This window comes from Specibacter cremeus, from assembly GCF_003946885.1.
Taxonomy (GTDB): Bacteria; Actinomycetota; Actinomycetes; order Actinomycetales; family Micrococcaceae; genus Specibacter; species Specibacter cremeus.
Genome location: NZ_RWKQ01000067.1, coordinates 1 through 18,473 on the forward strand (window position 1 = coordinate 1; position 18,473 = coordinate 18,473).

Here is an 18,473-nt window from a genome sequence, read left to right on the forward strand (position 1 = left end):
GACCCAGCGAACCGCCGTATGCGAGGCCCGCACGTACGGTGGTGTGAGAGGAGGGGCGGGAAACCCGCCCCTCCTACTCGATTACGCTCGATAGGCTTCCCTTCGGTGGCCGCGTTGGACCACGACAACGATGAGCCTCCCGCCATCAATGCGGTACAACACCCGGTGGTCCCCGCACCCGCCGGCAAGACCTCGATGCGGTAACTCACGCCAGGCCCAAGTCCCGCTTGACCGACTCCCACGGAATGGGTGTCTGGCCGGTTTGCTCCATTTTCTCCCTGGCCGCGTCAACAACCCGGATGTCGATGAATTCTGCATGCAATTGCGCGCCTACCTCCCCTGGCATGCAGCACCCGTCAGCTTGGCAACCGAATGGTCACGATTTTGCGTAAGCGCTTGCATCGCCTCCGTCCGCGTCCTAGTGTGATCTGAATCACTGCATCGGTGCGTTCGAAACGGCGCACATCGGCTCGTTTTGTGATTCGAGAGGAAGAACGTGGGCATGAGAAATCAAAGGAAACTTGCACCCCTGGCCGCGGTGGCGGTCCTGGCGATGTCACTGGCCGCCTGTAGTGGCGGCGGTTCCGGCGGGGGCGCCACCGGCGGGGGAGGCGGCGGGGACGCCGCCAACAACCTCGACGGCCGGGGTCCGATCACGTATGTCCAGGGCAAGGACAACTCGAACGTCGTGCGCCCGTTGATCGACAAGTGGAACGCGGCGCACCCCACCGAGAAGGTCACGTTCAAGGAACAGACGGACAACGCCAACCAGCAGCACGACGACCTGGTGCAGAACTTCCAGGCGAAGAACCCCAACTACGACGTCGTGGACGTGGACGTCATCTGGACGGCCGAGTTCGCCGCCAAGGGCTGGCTGCAGCCGTTGAAGGACAAGCTGGCGTTCGATACGACGGGCATCCTGCCGGCCACCGTCGCCACGGCCACGTACAAGGACACCATGTACGCGGCCCCGCAGACCTCCGACGGCGGCCTGCTGTACTACCGCAAGGACCTGGTCCCGACCCCGCCCAAGACGTGGGCCGAGATGATGAGCATGTGCTCGATCGCCAAGGCCCACAACATCGACTGCTACGCCGGCCAGTTCGCCCAGTATGAGGGCCTGACGGTCAACGCGGCCGAGGCCATCAACACCCAGGGCGGCACGGTCGTGGACAAGTCAGGCGCACCGACGGTCAACACGGCCGAGGCGAAGGCCGGCCTGCAGCGGCTGGTGGACGGCTTCAAGGACGGCAACATCCCGAAGCAGGCCATCACGTACCAGGAGGAGCAGGGCCGCCAGTCGTTCGAGAACGGCAAGCTGCTGTTCCTGCGCAACTGGCCGTACGTGTACAACCTGGCCAAGACCGACGGCTCCTCCACCGTGAAGAACACGTTCGGCGTCGCACCGTTGCCGGGCATCAGCGGCCCGGGCGCCTCGTCGCTCGGCGGGCACAACATCGCCATGAGCGTCTACGGCACGCACAAGGCCACGGCCCTGGACTTCATGAAGTTCATGACCGGTGAGGAGACGGAGAAGTTCTACGCCACCCAAGGCTCGCTGGCCCCGGTCCGCGCCAGCCTCTACAGCGACGCCACCCTGGTCAAGCAGCTCCCGTACCTGCCGGTGCTGCTGACCTCGATCGAGCACGCCGTGCCGCGCCCGGTCACCCCGTTCTACCCGGCCGTCACGCAGGCCATCCAGGTCAATTCCTACGCCGCGTTGAAGGGCGACAAGACCGTTGACCAGGCCATGACGGACATGCAGGCCGCCATCGGCGCGGCCGGCTCGCAGTAACACCCGGTCCACACGCGGCGGCGGCCGCGGGCACCCGCGTCCGCGGCCGCCGTCGTCCATCCAGCCACACATGAAACCGTTGCCCGGCTTTCCAGCGAAAGGAGAGGGCATGTCAACCCAAGCGCAGCCGGTGTCCCGGCGCGGGGGCAAGACTCCCGCGGCGGGGCCCCAAAACAAGGAGGTCGGGGAGGACCGGAAGCGGAAGACCCAGGGCCGTGCCGCGGCCCTGCTGATCATTCCGAGCATGATCGTGTTGGCGATCGTGATCGTGTACCCGGTCATCAACGCCATCATCATGTCCTTCCAGAAGGACCAGGGCCTGAACCCGGTGACCGGCACGTTCGTGGCCGGCGGGTTCGCCGGGCTCGGCAACTACATCCACTGGCTGTTCCAGCAGTGCAACACGCCCTCGGGGCCGGCGGCGTGCCCGGCCGGCACGCTCGGCTCGCAATTCTGGTCCGCCACCGGGACCACGTTCCTGCTGACCGTCATCACGGTGGCGCTGGAAACCGTGATCGGCTTCTGGATGGCTGTGATCATGTCCCGCGCGTTCCGCGGCCGCAGCGCCCTGCGCGCGGCCGTGCTGGTGCCGTGGGCCATCCCCACGGCCGTGACCGCGAAGCTGTGGTTCTTCATCTTCGCCTTCGACGGCATCGCCAACACGCTGTTCCACACGTCCATCCTGTGGACCGGCAGCGAATGGCCGGCCCGCTCCGCCATCATCATCGCCGACGTCTGGAAGACGACCCCGTTCATGGCGCTGCTGATCCTGGCCGGGCTGCAGATCATCCCGGCCGAGGTGTACGAGGCGGCGAAGGTGGACGGCGCCAGCGCCTGGCAGCGTTTCACCCAGATCACCCTGCCGCTGGTGAGACCGGCGCTGATGGTCGCGATCCTGTTCCGCACCCTGGACGCGCTGCGCATGTTCGACCTGCCATTCATCATGACCGGCGGCGCCAACGGCACCACCACGCTGTCCATCCTGGTCATCAACCAGATCCGGGTCGGGTTCAACTCCGCCGCGGCGCTGTCGACCATCACGTTCCTGATCATCTTCATCGTCGCGTTCATCTTCGTCCGCTTCCTGGGGGCGAATGCCGTCGCATCGGCCAGTGGCACGGGGAAGGCGAAAATCAAATGAGCACCGCAACGGCAACCCTTGACGCGGCAGCGGCGAAGTCCGTCGCCCGCCGGCGCGAGAACTGGGCGAGCACCCGCACGTACATCAGTGCCGCCATCATCCTCATCTGGTGCCTGATCCCGTTCTACTGGATGATCGTCACCGCCTTCCGCGATGTGGGCTACACCTTTGATCCGACGCCGTTCTTCACGCACGTCACCTGGGACAACTTCACCACGGTGTTCTCGGAGAACCTCGGCAACCACTTCGCCCGCAACCTGCTCAACTCGCTGATCGTCGCCGGCGTGACCACCATCGTGGCGCTGCTGTTCGGCGTGTTCGCCGCGTACGCACTGGCACGGCTGGAGTTCCGGTTCAAGTTCCTGGTCCTGGGCTTCGTGCTCGGCGCGTCCATGTTCCCGGGTGTGGCGATCGTGACCCCGCTGTTCCAGCTGTTCACGAACCTCGGCTGGATCGGCACCTACCAGGCGCTGATCATCCCGAACATCTCCTTCGTGCTGCCGCTGACCGTGTACACGCTGACGTCCTTCTTCCGCGAAATGCCGTGGGAGCTGGAGGAGGCGGCCCGCATCGACGGCTGCACGCAGGGGCAGGCGTTCCGCAAGGTCATCATGCCGCTGGCCGCGCCGGCCGTGTTCACCACGGCCATCCTGGCGTTCATCGGCGCCTGGAACGAGTTCCTGATCGCCAGCCAGCTGTCCAACGCCAACACCGCCACGGTCACCGTCGCGATCGCCTCCTTTGCCGGGGCCCAACCGCACCAGGAACCGTACACGGCCGTCATGGCCGCCGGCACGGTTGTCACCATCCCGCTGGTCATCCTGGTGCTCGTCTTCCAGCGCAAGATCGTCGCGGGGCTGACCGCCGGGGCGGTGAAGTAGATGCGCACACCCAAGGACTCCGGGCTGCACGCCCCGGCCTCCCGGCAGCGCAGCGCCGAGGACTTCGACCTGATCATCGGGTTCCTCGGTTTCTGGGCGCTGGTGCTGCTGGCCATCACGGTGTGGATGGAGGTGACCGGGCAATCCGCGCTGCTGTGGGCGCTGGGCCTGCTCACCATCTGCCTGGCGCTGTGGGGCATGATCCGGTTGCGCCGCACCCTGCCCGCCCGCACCGGCCGGCGACCCCGGTAGCGGGTGCGGCCATGGCCGTCAGTATCGACGACGTCGCGGCACGCGCGAATGTGTCGACGGCGACGGTGTCCCGGGCGCTGCGGGGGCTGCCTCGTGTCAGCCCGGCCACCCGGGCGAAGGTGCTGGCCATCGCCGACGAGCTCGGCTACGTCCCGTCGCCGTCGGCGAGCCGGCTGGCCACCGGGCGGACCCGGACCGTGGGCGTGCTGGCGCCGTTCGCGGACCGCTGGTTCTTCGGGCACTCGATCGAGGGCATCGACTCGGCGCTGCGCGAGAACGGGTTCAACCTGCTGCTGTTCAGCCTGGGCGGCTACGAGCGGGGCCGGCGGCACGCGTACGCCGAACGGATGGTGCGCCGGCAGATCGACGCCCTGGTCGTCATCAGCCTGCCGCTCACCGGCGAGGAACTGGACCAGCTGCAGCGCACCGACATCCCGATGGTCGCCGTCGGCGGACCGGTGCCGGGGTGTGCGGCGGTGCGCATGGACGACGTCGCCGGTACGACGGCGGCCGTCGAGCACCTGATCGGCCTCGGCCACACGCGGATCGGCCACCTCCACGGGGCGATCCGCGACGACCTGAACTTCGTGGTGCCCGGGCTGCGCTACGACGCCTTCGAGGCCACGATGGCGCGCGCCGGGCTGCCGGTGCGGCCGGAATGGACGGTGGGCGGCGATTTCACCGTGGACGACGGCGTGCGCGCGGCGGTGACGTTGTTGGATGGCCCGGGGGAGCGGCCGACGGCGGTGTTCTGTGCCTCGGATGAGATGGCGCTCGGGCTCATGTTCGCCGCCCACCGGCGTGGGCTGCGCATCCCGGAGGACCTGTCCGTGATAGGCATCGACGACCACGATTTCGCGGCCCCGGCGGGGTTGACGACCATCGCCCAGGACCCGCGCCGGCAGGGCTACCTGGCCACCCGGATGCTGTTGCGCGAGCTGGCCGGCACGGCCGGGGCCGTGCAGGACCTGGTGGTGCCGTTCGAGCTGAAGGTCCGCTCCTCAACCGCCCCGCCCAACTAGTGGACAGTTGATGCTGGAAATCCGCCCCAAAAGTGCATCTACTGTCCACCAGTTGGGAGGGGTCAGTTGGCGCGCGCGAGCTGTCGGATCGGGATCCAGCGCGAGGCCAGCCGGCGGTACGCGGCCGCGGCGCCGGTGAGGTCGCCCTCGGCCAGGCACTCCAGGCCCATGCGCACATCCAGCGGCGACTCGTCCGGGTAGACGCGGTTGCCGACGGGGCCGTAATCCAGTTCGACGATCCCACGGTCGTCGTACCCCTCCAGCCACTCGTGCAGGTCCTCGAGCTCGTCGAACAGGTCCAGGTCCGGCGCGGATTCCGCCAGCAGGGCCAGCATGTCGCCGGAGCGTTTCGCGGCGACGAGCGTCGGCACCTGGACGCGGACCGTGAGCACGCGCCCGCTGGCCTCGACCACCTCGGTGCGGTCGCGGGCGGAGATGAGCGTGAACCAGCTGAACGGGATGCCCCAATTCGAGGTGCGCGTCTGCGTCCGGTCGTGCGGCCACGGCGACGGTTCGTTCATGCCGGCGCGGTCCGGCCAGGTGTCATTGCCCATGACGAGCCGGGCCAGCTGGGCCGTGCCGCCGGTGAACAGCGCCAGCGCGGCCACCGCCGACCGCGTCAGGACCTGGGTGGGCGAGTACAACGGCTCGGCGTCTTCGTCGAGCCGGAGCACGCGTACCCGCTCCATGTTGGCCGACGGCAGCGGGTTGCCGTCGGCGCGGCCGATCCTGGCCAGCGAGTCCGCCAGTTCCTGGGCGTCGATGGCCACGCGGTTCTGGTCGGCCATCAGGTGGTGCCGGATGTAGGCGGCCTGGGCAGGCGTGTAGGCGTCCAGCGGCAGGTAGATGCGCAGGCTGGACACGAACGGCAGCGACACCCCGCCCAGGTACAGCCCGTCGCGCATGCGTCAGCCCAGCTCCACCACAACGGGCGCGTGGTCGGAGGCGCCCTTGCCCTTGCGCTCCTCGCGGTCGATGCTGGCGTCCGTGACGCGGGCGGCCAGCGCGGGAGAGGCCAGCACGAAGTCGATGCGCATGCCCTCCTTCTTGGGGAAGCGCAGCTGCGTGTAGTCCCAATAGGTGTAGACGCCCGGTCCCGGGTGGCGGGGACGGACGACGTCGGCATAGCCTGCCGCTTCAAAGGCGCGGAACGCCGCGCGCTCGGGTTCGCTGACGTGGGTCAGTCCCTCGGCGCGGAAGTAGTCGATGTCCCACACGTCGTCGTCCTGGGGGGCGATGTTCCAGTCGCCGACGAGCGCGATTTGCGCCTGCGGGTCGCCGGCCAGCCAGCCGGTGGCCTGGTCCTTCAATTCGTCAAGCCACGCCAGCTTGTACGGCATGTGCTCGTCGTCGAGCGCGCGGCCGTTCGGGACATAGAGGCTCCAGATACGCACGCCGTCGCACGTGGCGCCGATCGCGCGGGCCTCCTGCACCGGGTCCTTCCCGCCCTTGCCGAAGCTGGGCTGGCCGGCGAAGGTGCGCTCGACGTCGTCGAGCCCCACCCGCGAGGCGATGGCGACACCGTTCCACTGGCTCAAGCCGAAGTGGGCCACCTCGTAGCCGGCGCGCTCGAACAGTTCCCACGGGAAGTTCTCGTCCTTGCACTTCGTCTCCTGGATGGCCAGCACATCGACGTCCGTGCGGCGCAGCCAATCATCCACCCGGTCCGCACGGGCCCGCAGCGAGTTCACATTCCACGTTGCAATCAACACGTACCCAACCTATCAATTCCGGCCGTTTGGCGGGGCTATCGGGTCCCGTCAGGGGAACTCGGTGTCCGAGTATTCGCGTCCCAACACCTCCCGCTGCGGTGCGCCACCATGGCGCGCCTGTTCGTCGGCGCGCAGCTCCACGCGGCGGATCTTGCCGGAGATTGTTTTCGGCAGCTGCGCGAACTCGAGCCGGCGGATGCGCTTGAACGGGGGCAGGTGCTCGCGGCAGTACGCGAAAATCTCGCCGGCCAGCTCGGCACTGGGCTGGTACGGATCGGCCAACACCACGAACGCCTTCGGTACGTTCAGCCGCAGCTCGTCGGGGGAGGGGACGACGGCGGCCTCGGCCACGGCCGGGTGCTCGATCAGCACGCTTTCCAGCTCGAACGGGGAGAGCCGGTAATCGGAGGACTTGAAGACGTCGTCGCCGCGGCCCACATACGTGAAGACGCCGTCCGCGTCCCGGCTGGCCATGTCGCCCGTGTGGTAGTAGCCGTCACGGAAGGCGTCCGCGGTTTTCCCCGGATCGCCGAAGTACCCCGTGGTCAGCCCCAACGGGGCCGGGTCCAGGCGCAGGCACAGTTCGCCGTCGTCCGTCTCCGCGCCCGTCAGCGGGTCGAGCAGCACGACGTCGTAGCCGGGTAGCGGCCGGCCCATGGCGCCGACCTTGACGGGCTGGCCGGGCGTGTTGGCCACCTGGACGGTTGTCTCCGTCTGGCCGAAGCCATCCCGGATCCGCTGCCCCCACGCGCGCTCGACCTGCTCGATGACCTCCGCGTTCAGCGGCTCCCCGGCCGAGACCACCTTGGTGGGTGGGGCCGACAGTTGCGTCAGGTCGGCCTGGATCAGCATGCGCCAGACGGTGGGCGGGGCGCAGAAACTGGTCACCGACTCCCGGTCCATCTGTTCCATCAGCGCCTTGGCGTCGAAGCGGCTGTAGTTGTAGACGAAGACGCAGGCCTCGGCGATCCACGGCGTGAAGATGTTCGACCAGGCATGCTTGGCCCAGCCGGGCGAGGCGACGTTGAGGTGCACGTCCCCGGGTTCCAGGCCGATCCAGTACATGGTGGACAGGTGGCCCACGGGGTAGGAGGTGTGCGTGTGCTGCACGAGTTTCGCCTTGGACGTGGTGCCGGAGGTGAAGTAGAGCAGCAGTGTCTCGTCGGCCCGGGTGGGTGCGCCGGGCATGAAGTCCGTCGAGGCGTCGTCCGCGCCCGCGTAGTCGAGGAGCGGGCGCCCCGCATCCACGGTGCCGCCGCCGATCCCGATGACGGTGTAGTCCCCGGGCACGGCGGCAAACTTCGCCGCATCGGCCGTTCCGGCGGCGACCCACCGGGCCTGGCCGCGCTCCACCCTGTCGCGCAGGTCCGCCGGGCCCATCATGGTGGTGGTCGGGATCATCACGATGCCCAGCTTGATGCCGGCGAGCACCAGTTCCCACAACTCCACCTGGTTGCCCAACATGACGATCATGTGGTCCCCGCGGGCCACGCCGTTGTCCCGCAACCAGTTGGCCACCCGGTTCGAGCGGCTGGACAACTCCCGGAAGGTGCGCCGCGTGGACGTGCCGTCCTGTTCGACGATCACCAGGGCGGGGTTGTCGGCGGTGGCCGGGTTGGCGGCGATCTGGTCCATCCAGTCGAGGGCGAAGTTGAACTCGGTGAACCGGGGCCACTGGAATTCCTCGCGAGCCCGGCCATAGTCGAGGCGCAGGGCCAGGAGGCGATCGCGGGCGGCGCGGAACTCTCCTGTGACGTTCATGGTCTTCACCCTTCGGCCGGTTTCGCCTGGCGCATGCGCTGGAACTATATGTATTGGGCTGTAATTTACACAGGACTGCCGGGGATGTGGTAGATCTACCGCCACCAGTCGTCGAGCAGCGACACGGGCGTGGTGCGCTTGTGCCTGGATTGCAGGTAGCGACGCTCGATGGCCTCGGCGGCCGCGTCGGGAACCTCCCGGCCCTCGAGATAGTCGTCGATCGTCTCGTAGCTGATGCCGAGTTCGTCCTCGTCGGTGCGGCCCGGCACGCCGTCCAGCAGGTCGGCCGTGGGCACCTTGTTGTAGATCTGCCCACTGGCGCCCAATTCCTTCAGCAGGGCCCGGTTCTGCCGCTTGTTCAGCGTGAACAACGGCAGGATGTCCGCGCCGCCGTCGCCGAACTTCGTGAAGAACCCGGTCACCGACTCGGCCGCATGGTCGGTGCCGATGACCAGCAGGTTGTCGTGCCCGGCCAGCGTGTATTGGGCGATCATGCGGGAACGGGCCTTGATGTTGCCCTTGTTGAAGTCGCTGACGTCGTCGTCGCCGGTCCTGGCGAACTCGGCCTCGAAGCTGTCCACGGCCGGGGCGATGTTGAACGTCCGGGTCGACTTGGGGGCGATGAAGTCCAGGGCGGCCCGGGCATCGTCCTCGTCGTGCTGGATGCCGTAGGGGAGACGGACGGCGATGAAGTCGGCGTCGATGCCCTCGCCGGCCAGTTCCTCCACGGCCAATTGCGCGAGCCGCCCGGCCAGGGAGGAGTCGAGCCCGCCACTGATGCCCAGGACGAATCCCTTCGTACGGGTGGCTTTCAGGTAGTCCTTGAGGAACGCCACCCGGCGGGTGATCTCCGCCGCGGGGTCGATGACCGGCTGCACGCCGAGTTCCGCAATGATTCGTGCCTGGAGTTCGCGCATGGGACCAAGCCTAGTGGCCGAGGGGCCCAGGTTGCGTGCCACGGCAGGCGGTGCCGCCCCCTCTAGAATGGAAGCCATGACTTCCACCGTTGCCGCCGACCGTGCCCGCCTGCTCGAACTCATCAAGGAACTGGCCGTGGTGCACGGCTCGGTGATCCTGTCCTCCGGCAAGGAAGCCGACTACTACATCGACCTGCGCCGCATCACCCTCCACCACGAGGCGTCCCGGCTGGCCGGCCGCGTCATGCTGGCCATGCTGGATCAGGCCGGCATCGAGTTCGAGACCGCCGGCGGGTTGACCATGGGCGCGGACCCGGTGGGCACGGCCCTCATGCACGCCGCCGCGGACGCCGGCCGCGCCGTCGACGCGTTCGTGGTCCGCAAGGCGCAGAAATCCTACGGCATGGGCCGCCAGGTCGAGGGCCCGGGGGTCGACGGGCGCGACGTCGTCGTGCTTGAGGACACCTCCACCACCGGCGGCAGCGCCCTGGCCGCCGTCGAGGGCGTCCGCAACGCCGGCGGCAACGTCAAGGCCGTCGCCGTGATCGTGGATCGCAACACCGGGGCCAAGGAGCGCATCGAGGCGGAGGCCGGGGTGCCCTACCTGTTCGCGTTCGGCAAGGACGAGCTCGGACTGGACTGACGGCTGCGGCGGTCGAGCCTGTCGCCGGTGGTCGAGCCTGGGCCCACAGCGGCGAGGGACCCGCTGCGAGCTTGCGAGCAGTGGGAGCCGCTGGGGAGCGAGACCCGGGGTGATTTCGACAAGCTCAATCACCGGCGGTCGAGCCTGTCAGACCTGTTGTCCGGACCTGATTTCGACAGGCCCAAGCACCGCGCGAACTTTTGAAAGGACGGTTGTGGCCAAGCTGTACTTCCGCCACGGCGCGATGAACTCGGGCAAGTCAACCGGGCTGCTGCAGGTCGCGTACAACTATGAGGAGCGCGGGCAGCGGGTCCTGCTCGCCAAGCCCGGTGCCGACACCAAGGGTGAGGGCCGGATCGTGTCCCGGCTCGGCGTTGGCCGCGAGGTGGACTTCGTCGTCCCGCCCGGCGCGGACCTGCGCGCCCTGTTTGCCGCGCACGCCGCCGGCGACGACCCAGACGCGTTGCTGGAACACGTGGACGTGCCACCCGTGGCGTGCCTGCTCGTCGACGAGGCCCAGTTCCTGGACGCCGCCCAGGTGGACGACCTGTTCCGGATCGCCGTGCTGGACGGCGTGCCGGTGATGGCCTACGGGCTGCGCACGGACTTCCGCACGCGCGCGTTCCCCGGCTCGGCCCGGCTGCTGGAGATCGCGCATTCGCTCGAGGAGCTCAAGACGATCTGCCGGTGCGGCCGCAAGGCCGTGTTCAACACGCGCAGAAGCGGCGACGCGTTCGTGTTCGACGGCGACCAGGTCGCCATCGAGGGCGCGGACGCCTGGTACGAGTCGCTCTGCGGGGCCTGCTACCTGGGCGAATCCGGCGGCACGCTGGACCGGTAGCGGACCGGCAGGCGTCGCACTGTGTCATGGCTTCGTTGTCGGCCTGCTGCCCGTGTGCGGTTGCGGTTCGCGACGCCGCCAGTCCTCGGGGATCGCGGCCTCCAGGGCGTCGTCGACCGTGACCACGCCGAGGATTCGGCCGTCGGGATCCAGCACCGGCAGGACCAGGAGGTTGAAGTCCGCCATCCGGGTCGTGACATCGACGATGTCGTCTTGCGGTGCCGCAAAGACCGGTTCGGGTTCGCACGCGTGCACCAACAGCGTGGTCTCCGGTGCCTGGAGGGCCTGGGCCAGTCCCAGCGCGCCCACGAGCCGGCCTTCGGGGTCAACGCTGAACAGCACCGATAGCGCCTCGGGTTGCAGGTTGCCGGCGTGCTGCACCGCGGTCAGCGCCAGCGCCAGCGTCGTGTCCGGTGGGAACTGGAGGAAATCCAGCCCCATCAGGCCCCCGGCCGTGGCGTCGTGGTAGCCCAGGAGCTTGGTGACCTTGACTCGTTGCGTGTGCGGCAGCAGGCCGAGCACCTCCGCCCGGCGGTCCTGCGGCAGGTCCATCACCGCGTCCGCGGCGTCATCGGGGCGCATCCGGCCCAGTATTGCCGCGGCCTGGGCGGTGGTCCGTGTGCTGAGCAGCTCGGCCTGGTCGTCGTCGTCGAGCTCCTCGAAAACGTCGGCCTCCAGTTCCGGGTCGCCGTGCACGTGGGCCAGCAGCTCGTCCTGTTCCCGGGCGTTGGCCTCCTCGATCAAGTCGGCCAGCTGCGGCGCCTTGAGCCGGTCCAAACCCGGGCTGGGGGTGCGGGCCGTGTAGGAATCGGAATGGCCGATCAGTGGTTCAAACTCGGTCCACGCCCGTACCGTGCGGCCCTCGTGGCCGCGGTCCCGACCGAACAGGCCGCGCCGGCGCGTGTCCAATCCTGTGGCGGCCCAGCCGTCGGCGGTGTTTTCCAGCTGGACGTCGTAGGCGCGCACCATGGCCGCGTGCTCGATGTCGACCATCCGATGCCCCAGGACGTCGGCCCGCAGGAGCACCTCACCCTCACGGCGTTCAAACGGGCGCAGGTCGAGTTTGGCGCTGGCCAGGTCAATCCGTTCGGCGGTCATGGACATCACCAGGGCGACGGGCACGTACACGGCGCGCGAGGACAACCGGAGGACCAGACCGGTCAGGAGGGGGTTGGCGTTGGGGTTGAGTTTGACGATGATGTCCGCCAATGCGCCGATTTGCTTGCCCTTGGCATCGACGACGGCGTTCTTCAGCAGGGCGGACAGGTTCAGCGGTGTGGTGGTCATGGTGGCTCCTTCCGGGAGCACGGCCGGGAAACGGCCTGTGGTGGGGATTGAAGTATGGCACCGACGGCGGCTGGTCAGTGGCCGAGCGCGATTTGGACGACTCGGATGACCACCATGGCCATGGCGATGAGGAGGTATCCGCGCAGCATGCCCATCCCGACCCGGCGGGTCAGGGACATGGTCGGGGCGGTCAGCAGGGCCAGCGGGGGCATCCGCCAGGTGGCGCGCCCGCTGCGGTCCACCGGCCGTGTCCGGGCGGCCGCGGGGTGGAGCCGGCGCCAGACGAACAGCGCGAGCGAACCCGCGACAGCCACGGCGCTGCCGGCGACCAGGATCGCCAGGATCGCCGCGGACGTGAGGTCCGGGAAGACCACACTGGCCGTGAGGACCAGGGACAGCATGACCAGCACGGCGATCACGGCCGAGGTGAAGACGTTCAGCCACTTCCCGTTCACCCACGGCCCCAGCACCTCCTTGTCGTTGCACAGCAGCAGCAGGAACACCGACGCGGAGGGCAGCAGCACCCCGGCCAGTACCTGGACGCCGACGGTCAGCAGGCCCAGGGGGCTGCCCGGGATCAGCACGATGACGGCCGCCAGCACCAGGATTCCGGCAAAGACGGCGTAGAAGCCCTTGGCGTCGGAGACCTTGCGGTGCAGGGAGTGCTTCAGCCCCAGCACGTCGCCGAGGGCGTACGAGGTCGACAGCCCGACCGCTGCCGCGCCGATGATGGAGGCGTCGATGAGGGCAACGGCGAAGAGGATGCCGGCAATCTTGCCAACGTGCTCCTCCAGTCCCCGGGCGACGCCGAGGGCGTCGGTGAAGTTGCCGAACCCCGCCGTTCCGGCGAACGCGGCAGCGGTGAAGGACATCATGGCCGCACCGCCGACCACCACGATGACGATCCCGAGCCACAGGTCCGCCTTCTCGTAGTTCATGAAGCGGGGGGTGATCCGCTTGTCGATGATGTAGCTCTGCTGGAAGAACAGCTGCCAGGGGGCCACCGTCGTCCCGACGATGCCGATGATCAGCAGGATCACGGTGGACAGCTCCGCCCCGGCGGGCAGCCCGGGGATGACGAAGTCGCGAGCGATCTGGCCCACCGGCGGGTGCGCCATGAAGACGATCGGCACCAGCAGCAGGGAGCCGACGATCAGGACCATGCAGGCCCGCTCGAAACGCCGGAACGAGCCGGTGCTCGCCGCGGCGATGATGAGGACCGCGGCGATGGCCACGCCCGGAAGTTCCGGGATGCCCAGGTGGCTCAGGCCCAGGCTGATGCCGATGAACTCGGTGACGATGGTCAGGGCGTTGAGGATGAACAAATCGATGACGCTGAAGGCGCCCCAGAACTTGCCAAAGCGCTCCATGATCAGACGCGCATGCCCCACACCCGTGACGGCCCCGAGCCGCAGCACCATCTCCTGGTTCACGTACAGCACCGGGACCAGCAGCAGCAGCGTCCACAGCAGGGAGGTGCCGTAGTTCTGGCCGGCCTGGGTGTAGGTGCCGAACGCGCCGGCGTCGTTGTCCCCGACCATGACGATCAGGCCGGGGCCCACAATCGCGATGAGCGTCTTGAGCCTGGTCTTGGGCGTGGTGCGGGGGGCGTCGTCGTCCAGCTTGATGGTGCCAAAGGCGCCCTGGATGTCGCCGATGTGCGCCGAATCGAGGGCGGCAGCCTTCGGCGGCGTGCTGTTCGTGATCATGACTACCTTCGTTCTCCCCCCGGGCAGGGGGCAGCGAGGGACAAATGGAGAATGTTTGCAGGCACGCCACAGGCAACCGGGAACGGTCTATCGTGTGGCGATGCGCCGGGCCCTGGGCGCGGCAGGAGGTGGGGAATCCGTGAATGGATGCTTACCGGCGGGGCCCGGGAACGGGTCTATGACCATCAGGCATTGACTGGCTCCCGTCTCCCGGCTCGGCGCGAAAGAGAGGGCCAACGATTCCGTTGACTGCTGCCCCTCCTCGTAAGACCTTTGGCACTTCGCGTCGTGACCTGGTGCATGCACCGGGAGCCAATCGGGACCACCCCTTAGGCCGGGATGGTCTGTCCTGACCCTTGGCGTCTCTCGACGTTTGGGGTCGCTGGCTTGTTTCCGCGAAGGAGCCTCAGCTAACGAGCGGCACCTTGCAAGGGTCAATGGTAGGCGTACTTTGACGCCGGCGCAACCTGGCACTGCTCGCACCGGTTATCGCGGTTGGGCTCTTGGTAGTGCCGACTACGGCGGCTATAGCTTCTCCGCCCATACAAGGAAGCTCTGACGCGGTCCAATCCCCTACGGGAATGCATGTAATGTCGAGTCAGTCACGCGTCATGAGTATCGACGGGCAGCAGATACGAGCAACTGAGATTGTCTATCGATCGGATGCGACCGCCGCTTGCACACTCACGTACAATCTCACCCTGCCACTTCGCGACTTCAATGGGGCAGTCGGGTACTATGCAACTGCACGAGGCACGCTAACGGTCAGTAGCGGATGCAACAGGAATGTCCTGCTCACTACGTACCTCTACAAGTGGACGGTACAGCCGGGGGTACAGGTAGCTGGCGGTATGCTGCCGGCGACCAGTCGAGCGTCCCACCTGGACAAACCCAGGGCGCCTTCCCATACAAGACGTGCAACACCCTGGGCAGTGGTAGCTGGGTGGCTGAGATTCCCGGCGTCGATCTAGAGTTTGCCGACCTTGCCTGCGGGTGGTAGCCCCGCCCCGACCACTGGTCCACCTCCACCGGGAGGTGGACCAGGTCTCGGACAGCTCGGCCAGTTCGGCGCTGGTATGCCGAACGGCGCGCCACAGCGGGCTGGAGTTAGGGCTGCCGGCCGCGCAGCTGGCGACCTTCATCTCGGGGCGAATCTTGATCAGGTCAGCCGGGCGGGGGCGGGCGATCGCTGCCTGTTGCCCGGCCCTGACCAAGCGATCGCCCCTGCGTAAGTGCCTCCATTGCCCGCGTTTGCGCACTGTCTCGATCCACGCCCGCATTGACCAGCGCCTGATCCAGGCGGTCGCCATGGACGCTCAGCACCCCGAACAATAGGTGCTTGATCCCGACGTGGTCGGAATGAAGCGCCTGCGCGGTGCGCTGCGCCGCCTTGAAGGCGTCCAGAGACTCGCGGGTGAACGGCAGACCTTCTGAGGTGTCTGGCGGACCAGGGGAGGCGAAACGCACGATCGCAACACGTACTTCCTCCGGCCAGACGCCCAGCGCCGTCTCCACCGCATCCGGAAAAGCGTGTATAAGCCCTAATAGTAGATGCTCGGGACCGATGTACGAGTCATGCATCATCCACCTTGACTCTTCCTGAGCCAGGACCACCGCCCGCCGGGCATTGTCGGTGTAGTTCCCAAACATCGTCGAACCCCTCACGCCCGCAAGTGTAGTCTTCGCGGCGCGTCAGCACCACGCGCCTGGGGGCGGTGGTCGGAGGTGCCGCGTATGGACACCGTCAAGGTTGTGCGCTTGGGCGTATCGATGCCGTCAAGAATCCGTCCCGGACCCGCCAGGGGTGGTGTCATGGAAACCGACGAAGCCGCAAACACCGGGGCCGCAACGGGCCCCGGACAGGATTCAGGGACATGATGGAATACAACACTGGCGCGCAGAGTCCCGCTCTCTCTTCCGCAACACCTGCTGCCGCGACAACGAGCTATGTCGCCCTCGATGGCTTCGGCAATTTTTCCTACTATTCATCCGAAGAATCATTGATCAAGAATTTCGAAATTCGTGACGATTTTGCCTGCATTTTGGATCGAAAGGGAGGCAACCACCGCATATTCCTGGATGAATCCGGCCTCCCGCGGCTCTGTCCCTATGCTGCCCGCGTTGAGTTCCACTGGTTGCGCCAGGAATGGCGCAACGCCCAACTCAGGAATATCCGGCAGCACCCACTGCGGCGCTTCCTCCCCACGACCCAGGAGGCGCTGCTGGTCGACATGTTCGAAGTATTGGAGCTTGAACAATCGGCAAACACGCCGGGACGTTCTTGGACCACCATCACGGAGCGCGGAGTGTCCCACCAGGCGACATTGAACGAGGTGTACCACGAGTTGGGGCACCGGCGCCTCTGGGATGAAGCCGTGGTGCGGGACCCCTTCGGACACAGCTACCGGCCACACAGGCGCCGGCTCCTCCCACCATTGGCAACGACGACCGGAACCATCTACCTCATCGAAATCCCCCCACGCGGCTGACCCGGGGCTGGGCTCAGAGCTGCTCGATCAGGTCCGCCACCGAGCCGAGGGCCTGGTCCGGACGGAATGGGAACGACTCGATGTCCGCGGGCGTCGTGATGCCCGTGAAGACGAGCACGGTGTGCAGCCCGGCTTCCATGCCGGCGATGATGTCCGTGTCCATCCGGTCCCCGATCATGGCGGTCGTCTCCGAATGCGCCTGGATCCGGTTCATCGCGGAACGGAACATCATGGGGTTCGGCTTGCCCACGACGTACGGTTCCCGGTTCGTCGCCTTCGTGATCAGCGCCGCGATCGCACCGGTGGCCGGCAGCGGGCCCTCCGGGGACGGGCCGGTGGCGTCCGGGTTCGTGGCGATGAACCGTGCGCCGGCGCCGATCAGCCGGATGGCCTGCGTGATCGCCTCGAACGAATACGTCCGGGTCTCCCCGAGCACCACGTAGTCGGGCTGCTGGTCGGTGAGAATGAAGCCGGCCTCGTGCAACGCCGTCGTCAATCCCGCCTCGCCGATGACGAACGCGCGCCCGCCCGGGAGCTGCGCCTTCAGGAACTGGGCCGTGGCCAGCGCCGACGTCCACAGGTTCTCCTCCGGCACGGACAGGCCGGAGGCCGCGAGCCGGGCGGCCAGGTCGCGCGGGGTATAGATCGAATTGTTCGTCAGGACCAGGAACCGCTTGGACGTGTCCACCCAGCGTTGGATCAGTTCGGCCGCGCCCGGCACGGCCTGGTTCTCATGCACCAGGACCCCGTCCATGTCGGTCAGCCAGCATTCAATGTCCGCGGGGGAGCGGTGCGTTTCAGTGGTCACTGCGGGGCCTTTCGCCTCGGGAGCCGTGTCAGCCCCAGTCTTTCATCCGCGGGCGCCCCCGTGCCGGGCGCCTGTCACAACCAGCGGTTCTTCTTGAACACCACGTACAGCCCGACGCTGAGCGCCACCATCAACGCCAGCGCCCCGCCATAGCCCCACGAGTAGGCGAGTTCGGGCATGTTGTGGAAATTCATCCCGTAGATGCTGCCCACCAGGGACGGCGCGAACAGGATGGCCGCCCAGGAGGAGATCTTCTTCATCTGCTCGTTCTGCGCCAGCCCGGCCTCGGTGGCCCGTTGCGAGGCCAACGTGGAGCTGAGCGAGAGCGCATTGCCCAGCAGGGCGCGGAACGAGGCCAGCCGCTCGGCCAGCCGGATGGTGTGGTCCTGCACGTCGACGAGCAGCCGGTCCAGTTCCGTGGCGCCGGCGCCACCGGCCGGCGCGGAGGCCTGCATTTCGCGGCGCAGCTGGGCCACCACGGCCTCAAGCGGCGCCACGGCGCGCTGGCATTCGATCACCTCCCGGGAGAGCTCGTAGATGCGCCGGGACACGTCCGGCGCGCCGGAGAACAGCTGGTCGTCGATCTCGTCCACATCGTTGGCCAGGCCATGGATGACCGGCTCGTATTCGTCCACCACCTGGTCCAGCACGGCGTATAGCACGGCCGACGGGCCCCGGGACAGCAACGCCGCGTCCTGCTCTAGCCGGGCCCGCACCCGGGCCAGTCGCGGCGACTCGGCGTGCCGGACGGTCACCACGAAACCCGTGCCGGCGTACACGTGCAGTTCGCCGAACTCCACCTTCTCCTCCGCATCGAGGTAGCGGGCCGGGCGCAGCACCAGGAACAGGTGCTCCCCGTAGTGTTCCAGCTTGGGTCGCTGGTGGCCGGTCAGCGTGTCCTCCACCGCCAGCTCGTGCAGTCCCAGCTCCGCGGCCACGGCGTGCATCTCCCGCGCATCGGGCCGGTACAGCCCGAGCCATGCCATGCCGCCGGTTTCCTTCATCGCCTCGAACGTCGTGTCCAGGTCGGCCGGTTCCTCGACCCGCCGGCCCTGGACGTAGATGGCGTTGTCGACGATGGGCATGGGTTCCTCCGGTTGCGCATGCGCCGGCCACTGCGTCCGGCACCGACGCCAGTCTCGCACCCTCTACCCTTAATCCGAAGTTACGTGGGGGGTGACGTGTGAAATCCCCGCCGTGGCGGGGATTTCGCGG

Annotated in this window: 18 protein-coding genes and 1 riboswitch; of the genes, 8 read left to right on the top strand and 10 right to left on the bottom strand. The window is 67.6% G+C overall.

The window, feature by feature from the left end; genetic code table 11:
- Positions 1–81: 81 nt before the first annotated feature.
- A complete protein-coding gene (locus EJC77_RS18975; protein WP_125616452.1) occupies positions 82–318 on the bottom strand; it encodes a type II toxin-antitoxin system RelE/ParE family toxin in 237 nt (78 codons plus the stop codon).
- Between the two features lie 184 nt (positions 319–502).
- Between EJC77_RS18975 and EJC77_RS18980 the strand changes: the two genes are divergently transcribed.
- From EJC77_RS18980 to EJC77_RS19000, 5 genes are all read left to right on the top strand, one after another.
- Positions 503–1,795 (top strand): ABC transporter substrate-binding protein, encoded by a 1,293-nt coding sequence (locus EJC77_RS18980; protein WP_125616455.1) that lies wholly within the window; start codon positions 503–505, stop codon positions 1,793–1,795.
- A 109-nt stretch (positions 1,796–1,904) separates the two neighbouring features.
- Positions 1,905–2,936: a carbohydrate ABC transporter permease gene (locus tag EJC77_RS18985; protein WP_125616458.1), complete on the top strand. Its 1,032-nt coding sequence runs from the start codon at positions 1,905–1,907 to the stop codon at positions 2,934–2,936.
- Positions 2,933–3,817: a carbohydrate ABC transporter permease gene (locus tag EJC77_RS18990; protein ID WP_125616461.1), complete on the top strand. Its 885-nt coding sequence runs from the start codon at positions 2,933–2,935 to the stop codon at positions 3,815–3,817. Before EJC77_RS18985 ends, EJC77_RS18990 begins: the two co-directional genes overlap by 4 nt.
- Positions 3,818–4,069 carry a hypothetical protein gene (locus EJC77_RS18995; RefSeq protein WP_125616464.1) on the top strand — a complete coding sequence of 84 codons (252 nt, stop codon included), beginning with the start codon at positions 3,818–3,820 and terminating at the stop codon, positions 4,067–4,069.
- Positions 4,070–4,080: 11 nt separating this feature from the next.
- Positions 4,081–5,091: a LacI family DNA-binding transcriptional regulator gene (locus tag EJC77_RS19000; RefSeq protein ID WP_125616467.1), complete on the top strand. Its 1,011-nt coding sequence runs from the start codon at positions 4,081–4,083 to the stop codon at positions 5,089–5,091.
- A 62-nt stretch (positions 5,092–5,153) separates the two neighbouring features.
- On the opposite strand, the gene EJC77_RS19005 is transcribed toward EJC77_RS19000, so the two are convergent.
- From EJC77_RS19005 to nadE, 4 genes are all read right to left on the bottom strand, one after another.
- Complete coding sequence (locus tag EJC77_RS19005; RefSeq protein WP_125616470.1) at positions 5,154–5,996, bottom strand: DUF8083 family protein; 843 nt, start codon at positions 5,994–5,996, stop codon at positions 5,154–5,156.
- 3 nt (positions 5,997–5,999) lie between these two features.
- Entirely contained in the window at positions 6,000–6,803 is an 804-nt protein-coding gene (locus EJC77_RS19010) for an exodeoxyribonuclease III (RefSeq protein ID WP_125616472.1), read from the bottom strand.
- Between the two features lie 48 nt (positions 6,804–6,851).
- Entirely contained in the window at positions 6,852–8,564 is a 1,713-nt protein-coding gene (locus tag EJC77_RS19015; RefSeq protein ID WP_125616475.1) for an AMP-binding protein, read from the bottom strand.
- A gap of 95 nt (positions 8,565–8,659) precedes the next feature.
- Positions 8,660–9,481 (bottom strand): ammonia-dependent NAD(+) synthetase, encoded by an 822-nt coding sequence (gene nadE, locus EJC77_RS19020; RefSeq protein WP_125616478.1) that lies wholly within the window; start codon positions 9,479–9,481, stop codon positions 8,660–8,662.
- 76 nt (positions 9,482–9,557) lie between these two features.
- Here nadE and pyrE point away from each other — a divergent pair, with 76 nt between their 5' ends.
- Together pyrE and EJC77_RS19030 are read left to right on the top strand one after the other, a co-directional pair.
- Complete coding sequence (gene pyrE / locus EJC77_RS19025) at positions 9,558–10,124, top strand: orotate phosphoribosyltransferase (RefSeq protein ID WP_125616481.1); 567 nt, start codon at positions 9,558–9,560, stop codon at positions 10,122–10,124.
- A 214-nt stretch (positions 10,125–10,338) separates the two neighbouring features.
- Entirely contained in the window at positions 10,339–10,965 is a 627-nt protein-coding gene (locus EJC77_RS19030; protein WP_125616484.1) for a thymidine kinase, read from the top strand.
- 24 nt (positions 10,966–10,989) lie between these two features.
- On the opposite strand, the gene EJC77_RS19035 is transcribed toward EJC77_RS19030, so the two are convergent.
- The 3 genes from EJC77_RS19035 to EJC77_RS21280 form a co-directional block, all read right to left on the bottom strand.
- Entirely contained in the window at positions 10,990–12,252 is a 1,263-nt protein-coding gene (locus EJC77_RS19035; RefSeq protein ID WP_125616487.1) for a magnesium transporter MgtE N-terminal domain-containing protein, read from the bottom strand.
- 74 nt (positions 12,253–12,326) lie between these two features.
- A complete protein-coding gene (locus EJC77_RS19040; protein WP_125616490.1) occupies positions 12,327–13,961 on the bottom strand; it encodes an NRAMP family divalent metal transporter in 1,635 nt (544 codons plus the stop codon).
- 251 nt (positions 13,962–14,212) lie between these two features.
- Positions 14,213–14,386: riboswitch (M-box (ykoK) riboswitch) on the bottom strand.
- A 739-nt stretch (positions 14,387–15,125) separates the two neighbouring features.
- A complete protein-coding gene (locus tag EJC77_RS21280) occupies positions 15,126–15,611 on the bottom strand; it encodes a Clp protease N-terminal domain-containing protein (protein WP_240630373.1) in 486 nt (161 codons plus the stop codon).
- Positions 15,612–15,835: 224 nt separating this feature from the next.
- Here EJC77_RS21280 and EJC77_RS19050 point away from each other — a divergent pair, with 224 nt between their 5' ends.
- On the top strand, positions 15,836–16,450 hold the full coding sequence (locus tag EJC77_RS19050) for a hypothetical protein (RefSeq protein WP_125616493.1): 615 nt from the start codon (positions 15,836–15,838) through the stop codon (positions 16,448–16,450).
- Positions 16,451–16,463: 13 nt separating this feature from the next.
- On the opposite strand, the gene EJC77_RS19055 is transcribed toward EJC77_RS19050, so the two are convergent.
- Complete coding sequence (locus tag EJC77_RS19055) at positions 16,464–17,204, bottom strand: HAD-IIA family hydrolase (protein WP_125616498.1); 741 nt, start codon at positions 17,202–17,204, stop codon at positions 16,464–16,466.
- A gap of 128 nt (positions 17,205–17,332) precedes the next feature.
- Positions 17,333–18,343: a magnesium and cobalt transport protein CorA gene (locus EJC77_RS19060; RefSeq protein ID WP_125616495.1), complete on the bottom strand. Its 1,011-nt coding sequence runs from the start codon at positions 18,341–18,343 to the stop codon at positions 17,333–17,335.
- Positions 18,344–18,473: the final 130 nt, after the last annotated feature.

Bases quoted from the DNA above. Each gene is read 5' to 3' on its own strand.
- EJC77_RS18975 (WP_125616452.1), bottom strand. From the start codon at position 318: ATGCAGAATTCATCGACATCCGGGTTGTTGACGCGGCCAGGGAGAAAA.
- EJC77_RS18980 (WP_125616455.1), top strand. From the start codon at position 503: ATGAGAAATCAAAGGAAACTTGCACCCCTGGCCGCGGTGGCGGTCCTG.
- EJC77_RS18985 (WP_125616458.1), top strand. From the start codon at position 1,905: ATGTCAACCCAAGCGCAGCCGGTGTCCCGGCGCGGGGGCAAGACTCCC.
- EJC77_RS18990 (WP_125616461.1), top strand. From the start codon at position 2,933: ATGAGCACCGCAACGGCAACCCTTGACGCGGCAGCGGCGAAGTCCGTC.
- EJC77_RS18995 (WP_125616464.1), top strand. From the start codon at position 3,818: ATGCGCACACCCAAGGACTCCGGGCTGCACGCCCCGGCCTCCCGGCAG.
- EJC77_RS19000 (WP_125616467.1), top strand. From the start codon at position 4,081: ATGGCCGTCAGTATCGACGACGTCGCGGCACGCGCGAATGTGTCGACG.
- EJC77_RS19005 (WP_125616470.1), bottom strand. From the start codon at position 5,996: ATGCGCGACGGGCTGTACCTGGGCGGGGTGTCGCTGCCGTTCGTGTCC.
- EJC77_RS19015 (WP_125616475.1), bottom strand. From the start codon at position 8,564: ATGAACGTCACAGGAGAGTTCCGCGCCGCCCGCGATCGCCTCCTGGCC.
- nadE (WP_125616478.1), bottom strand. From the start codon at position 9,481: ATGCGCGAACTCCAGGCACGAATCATTGCGGAACTCGGCGTGCAGCCG.
- pyrE (WP_125616481.1), top strand. From the start codon at position 9,558: ATGACTTCCACCGTTGCCGCCGACCGTGCCCGCCTGCTCGAACTCATC.
- EJC77_RS19035 (WP_125616487.1), bottom strand. From the start codon at position 12,252: ATGACCACCACACCGCTGAACCTGTCCGCCCTGCTGAAGAACGCCGTC.
- EJC77_RS19040 (WP_125616490.1), bottom strand. From the start codon at position 13,961: ATGATCACGAACAGCACGCCGCCGAAGGCTGCCGCCCTCGATTCGGCG.
- EJC77_RS21280 (WP_240630373.1), bottom strand. From the start codon at position 15,611: ATGTTTGGGAACTACACCGACAATGCCCGGCGGGCGGTGGTCCTGGCT.
- EJC77_RS19050 (WP_125616493.1), top strand. From the start codon at position 15,836: ATGATGGAATACAACACTGGCGCGCAGAGTCCCGCTCTCTCTTCCGCA.
- EJC77_RS19055 (WP_125616498.1), bottom strand. From the start codon at position 17,204: ATGGACGGGGTCCTGGTGCATGAGAACCAGGCCGTGCCGGGCGCGGCC.
- EJC77_RS19060 (WP_125616495.1), bottom strand. From the start codon at position 18,343: ATGCCCATCGTCGACAACGCCATCTACGTCCAGGGCCGGCGGGTCGAG.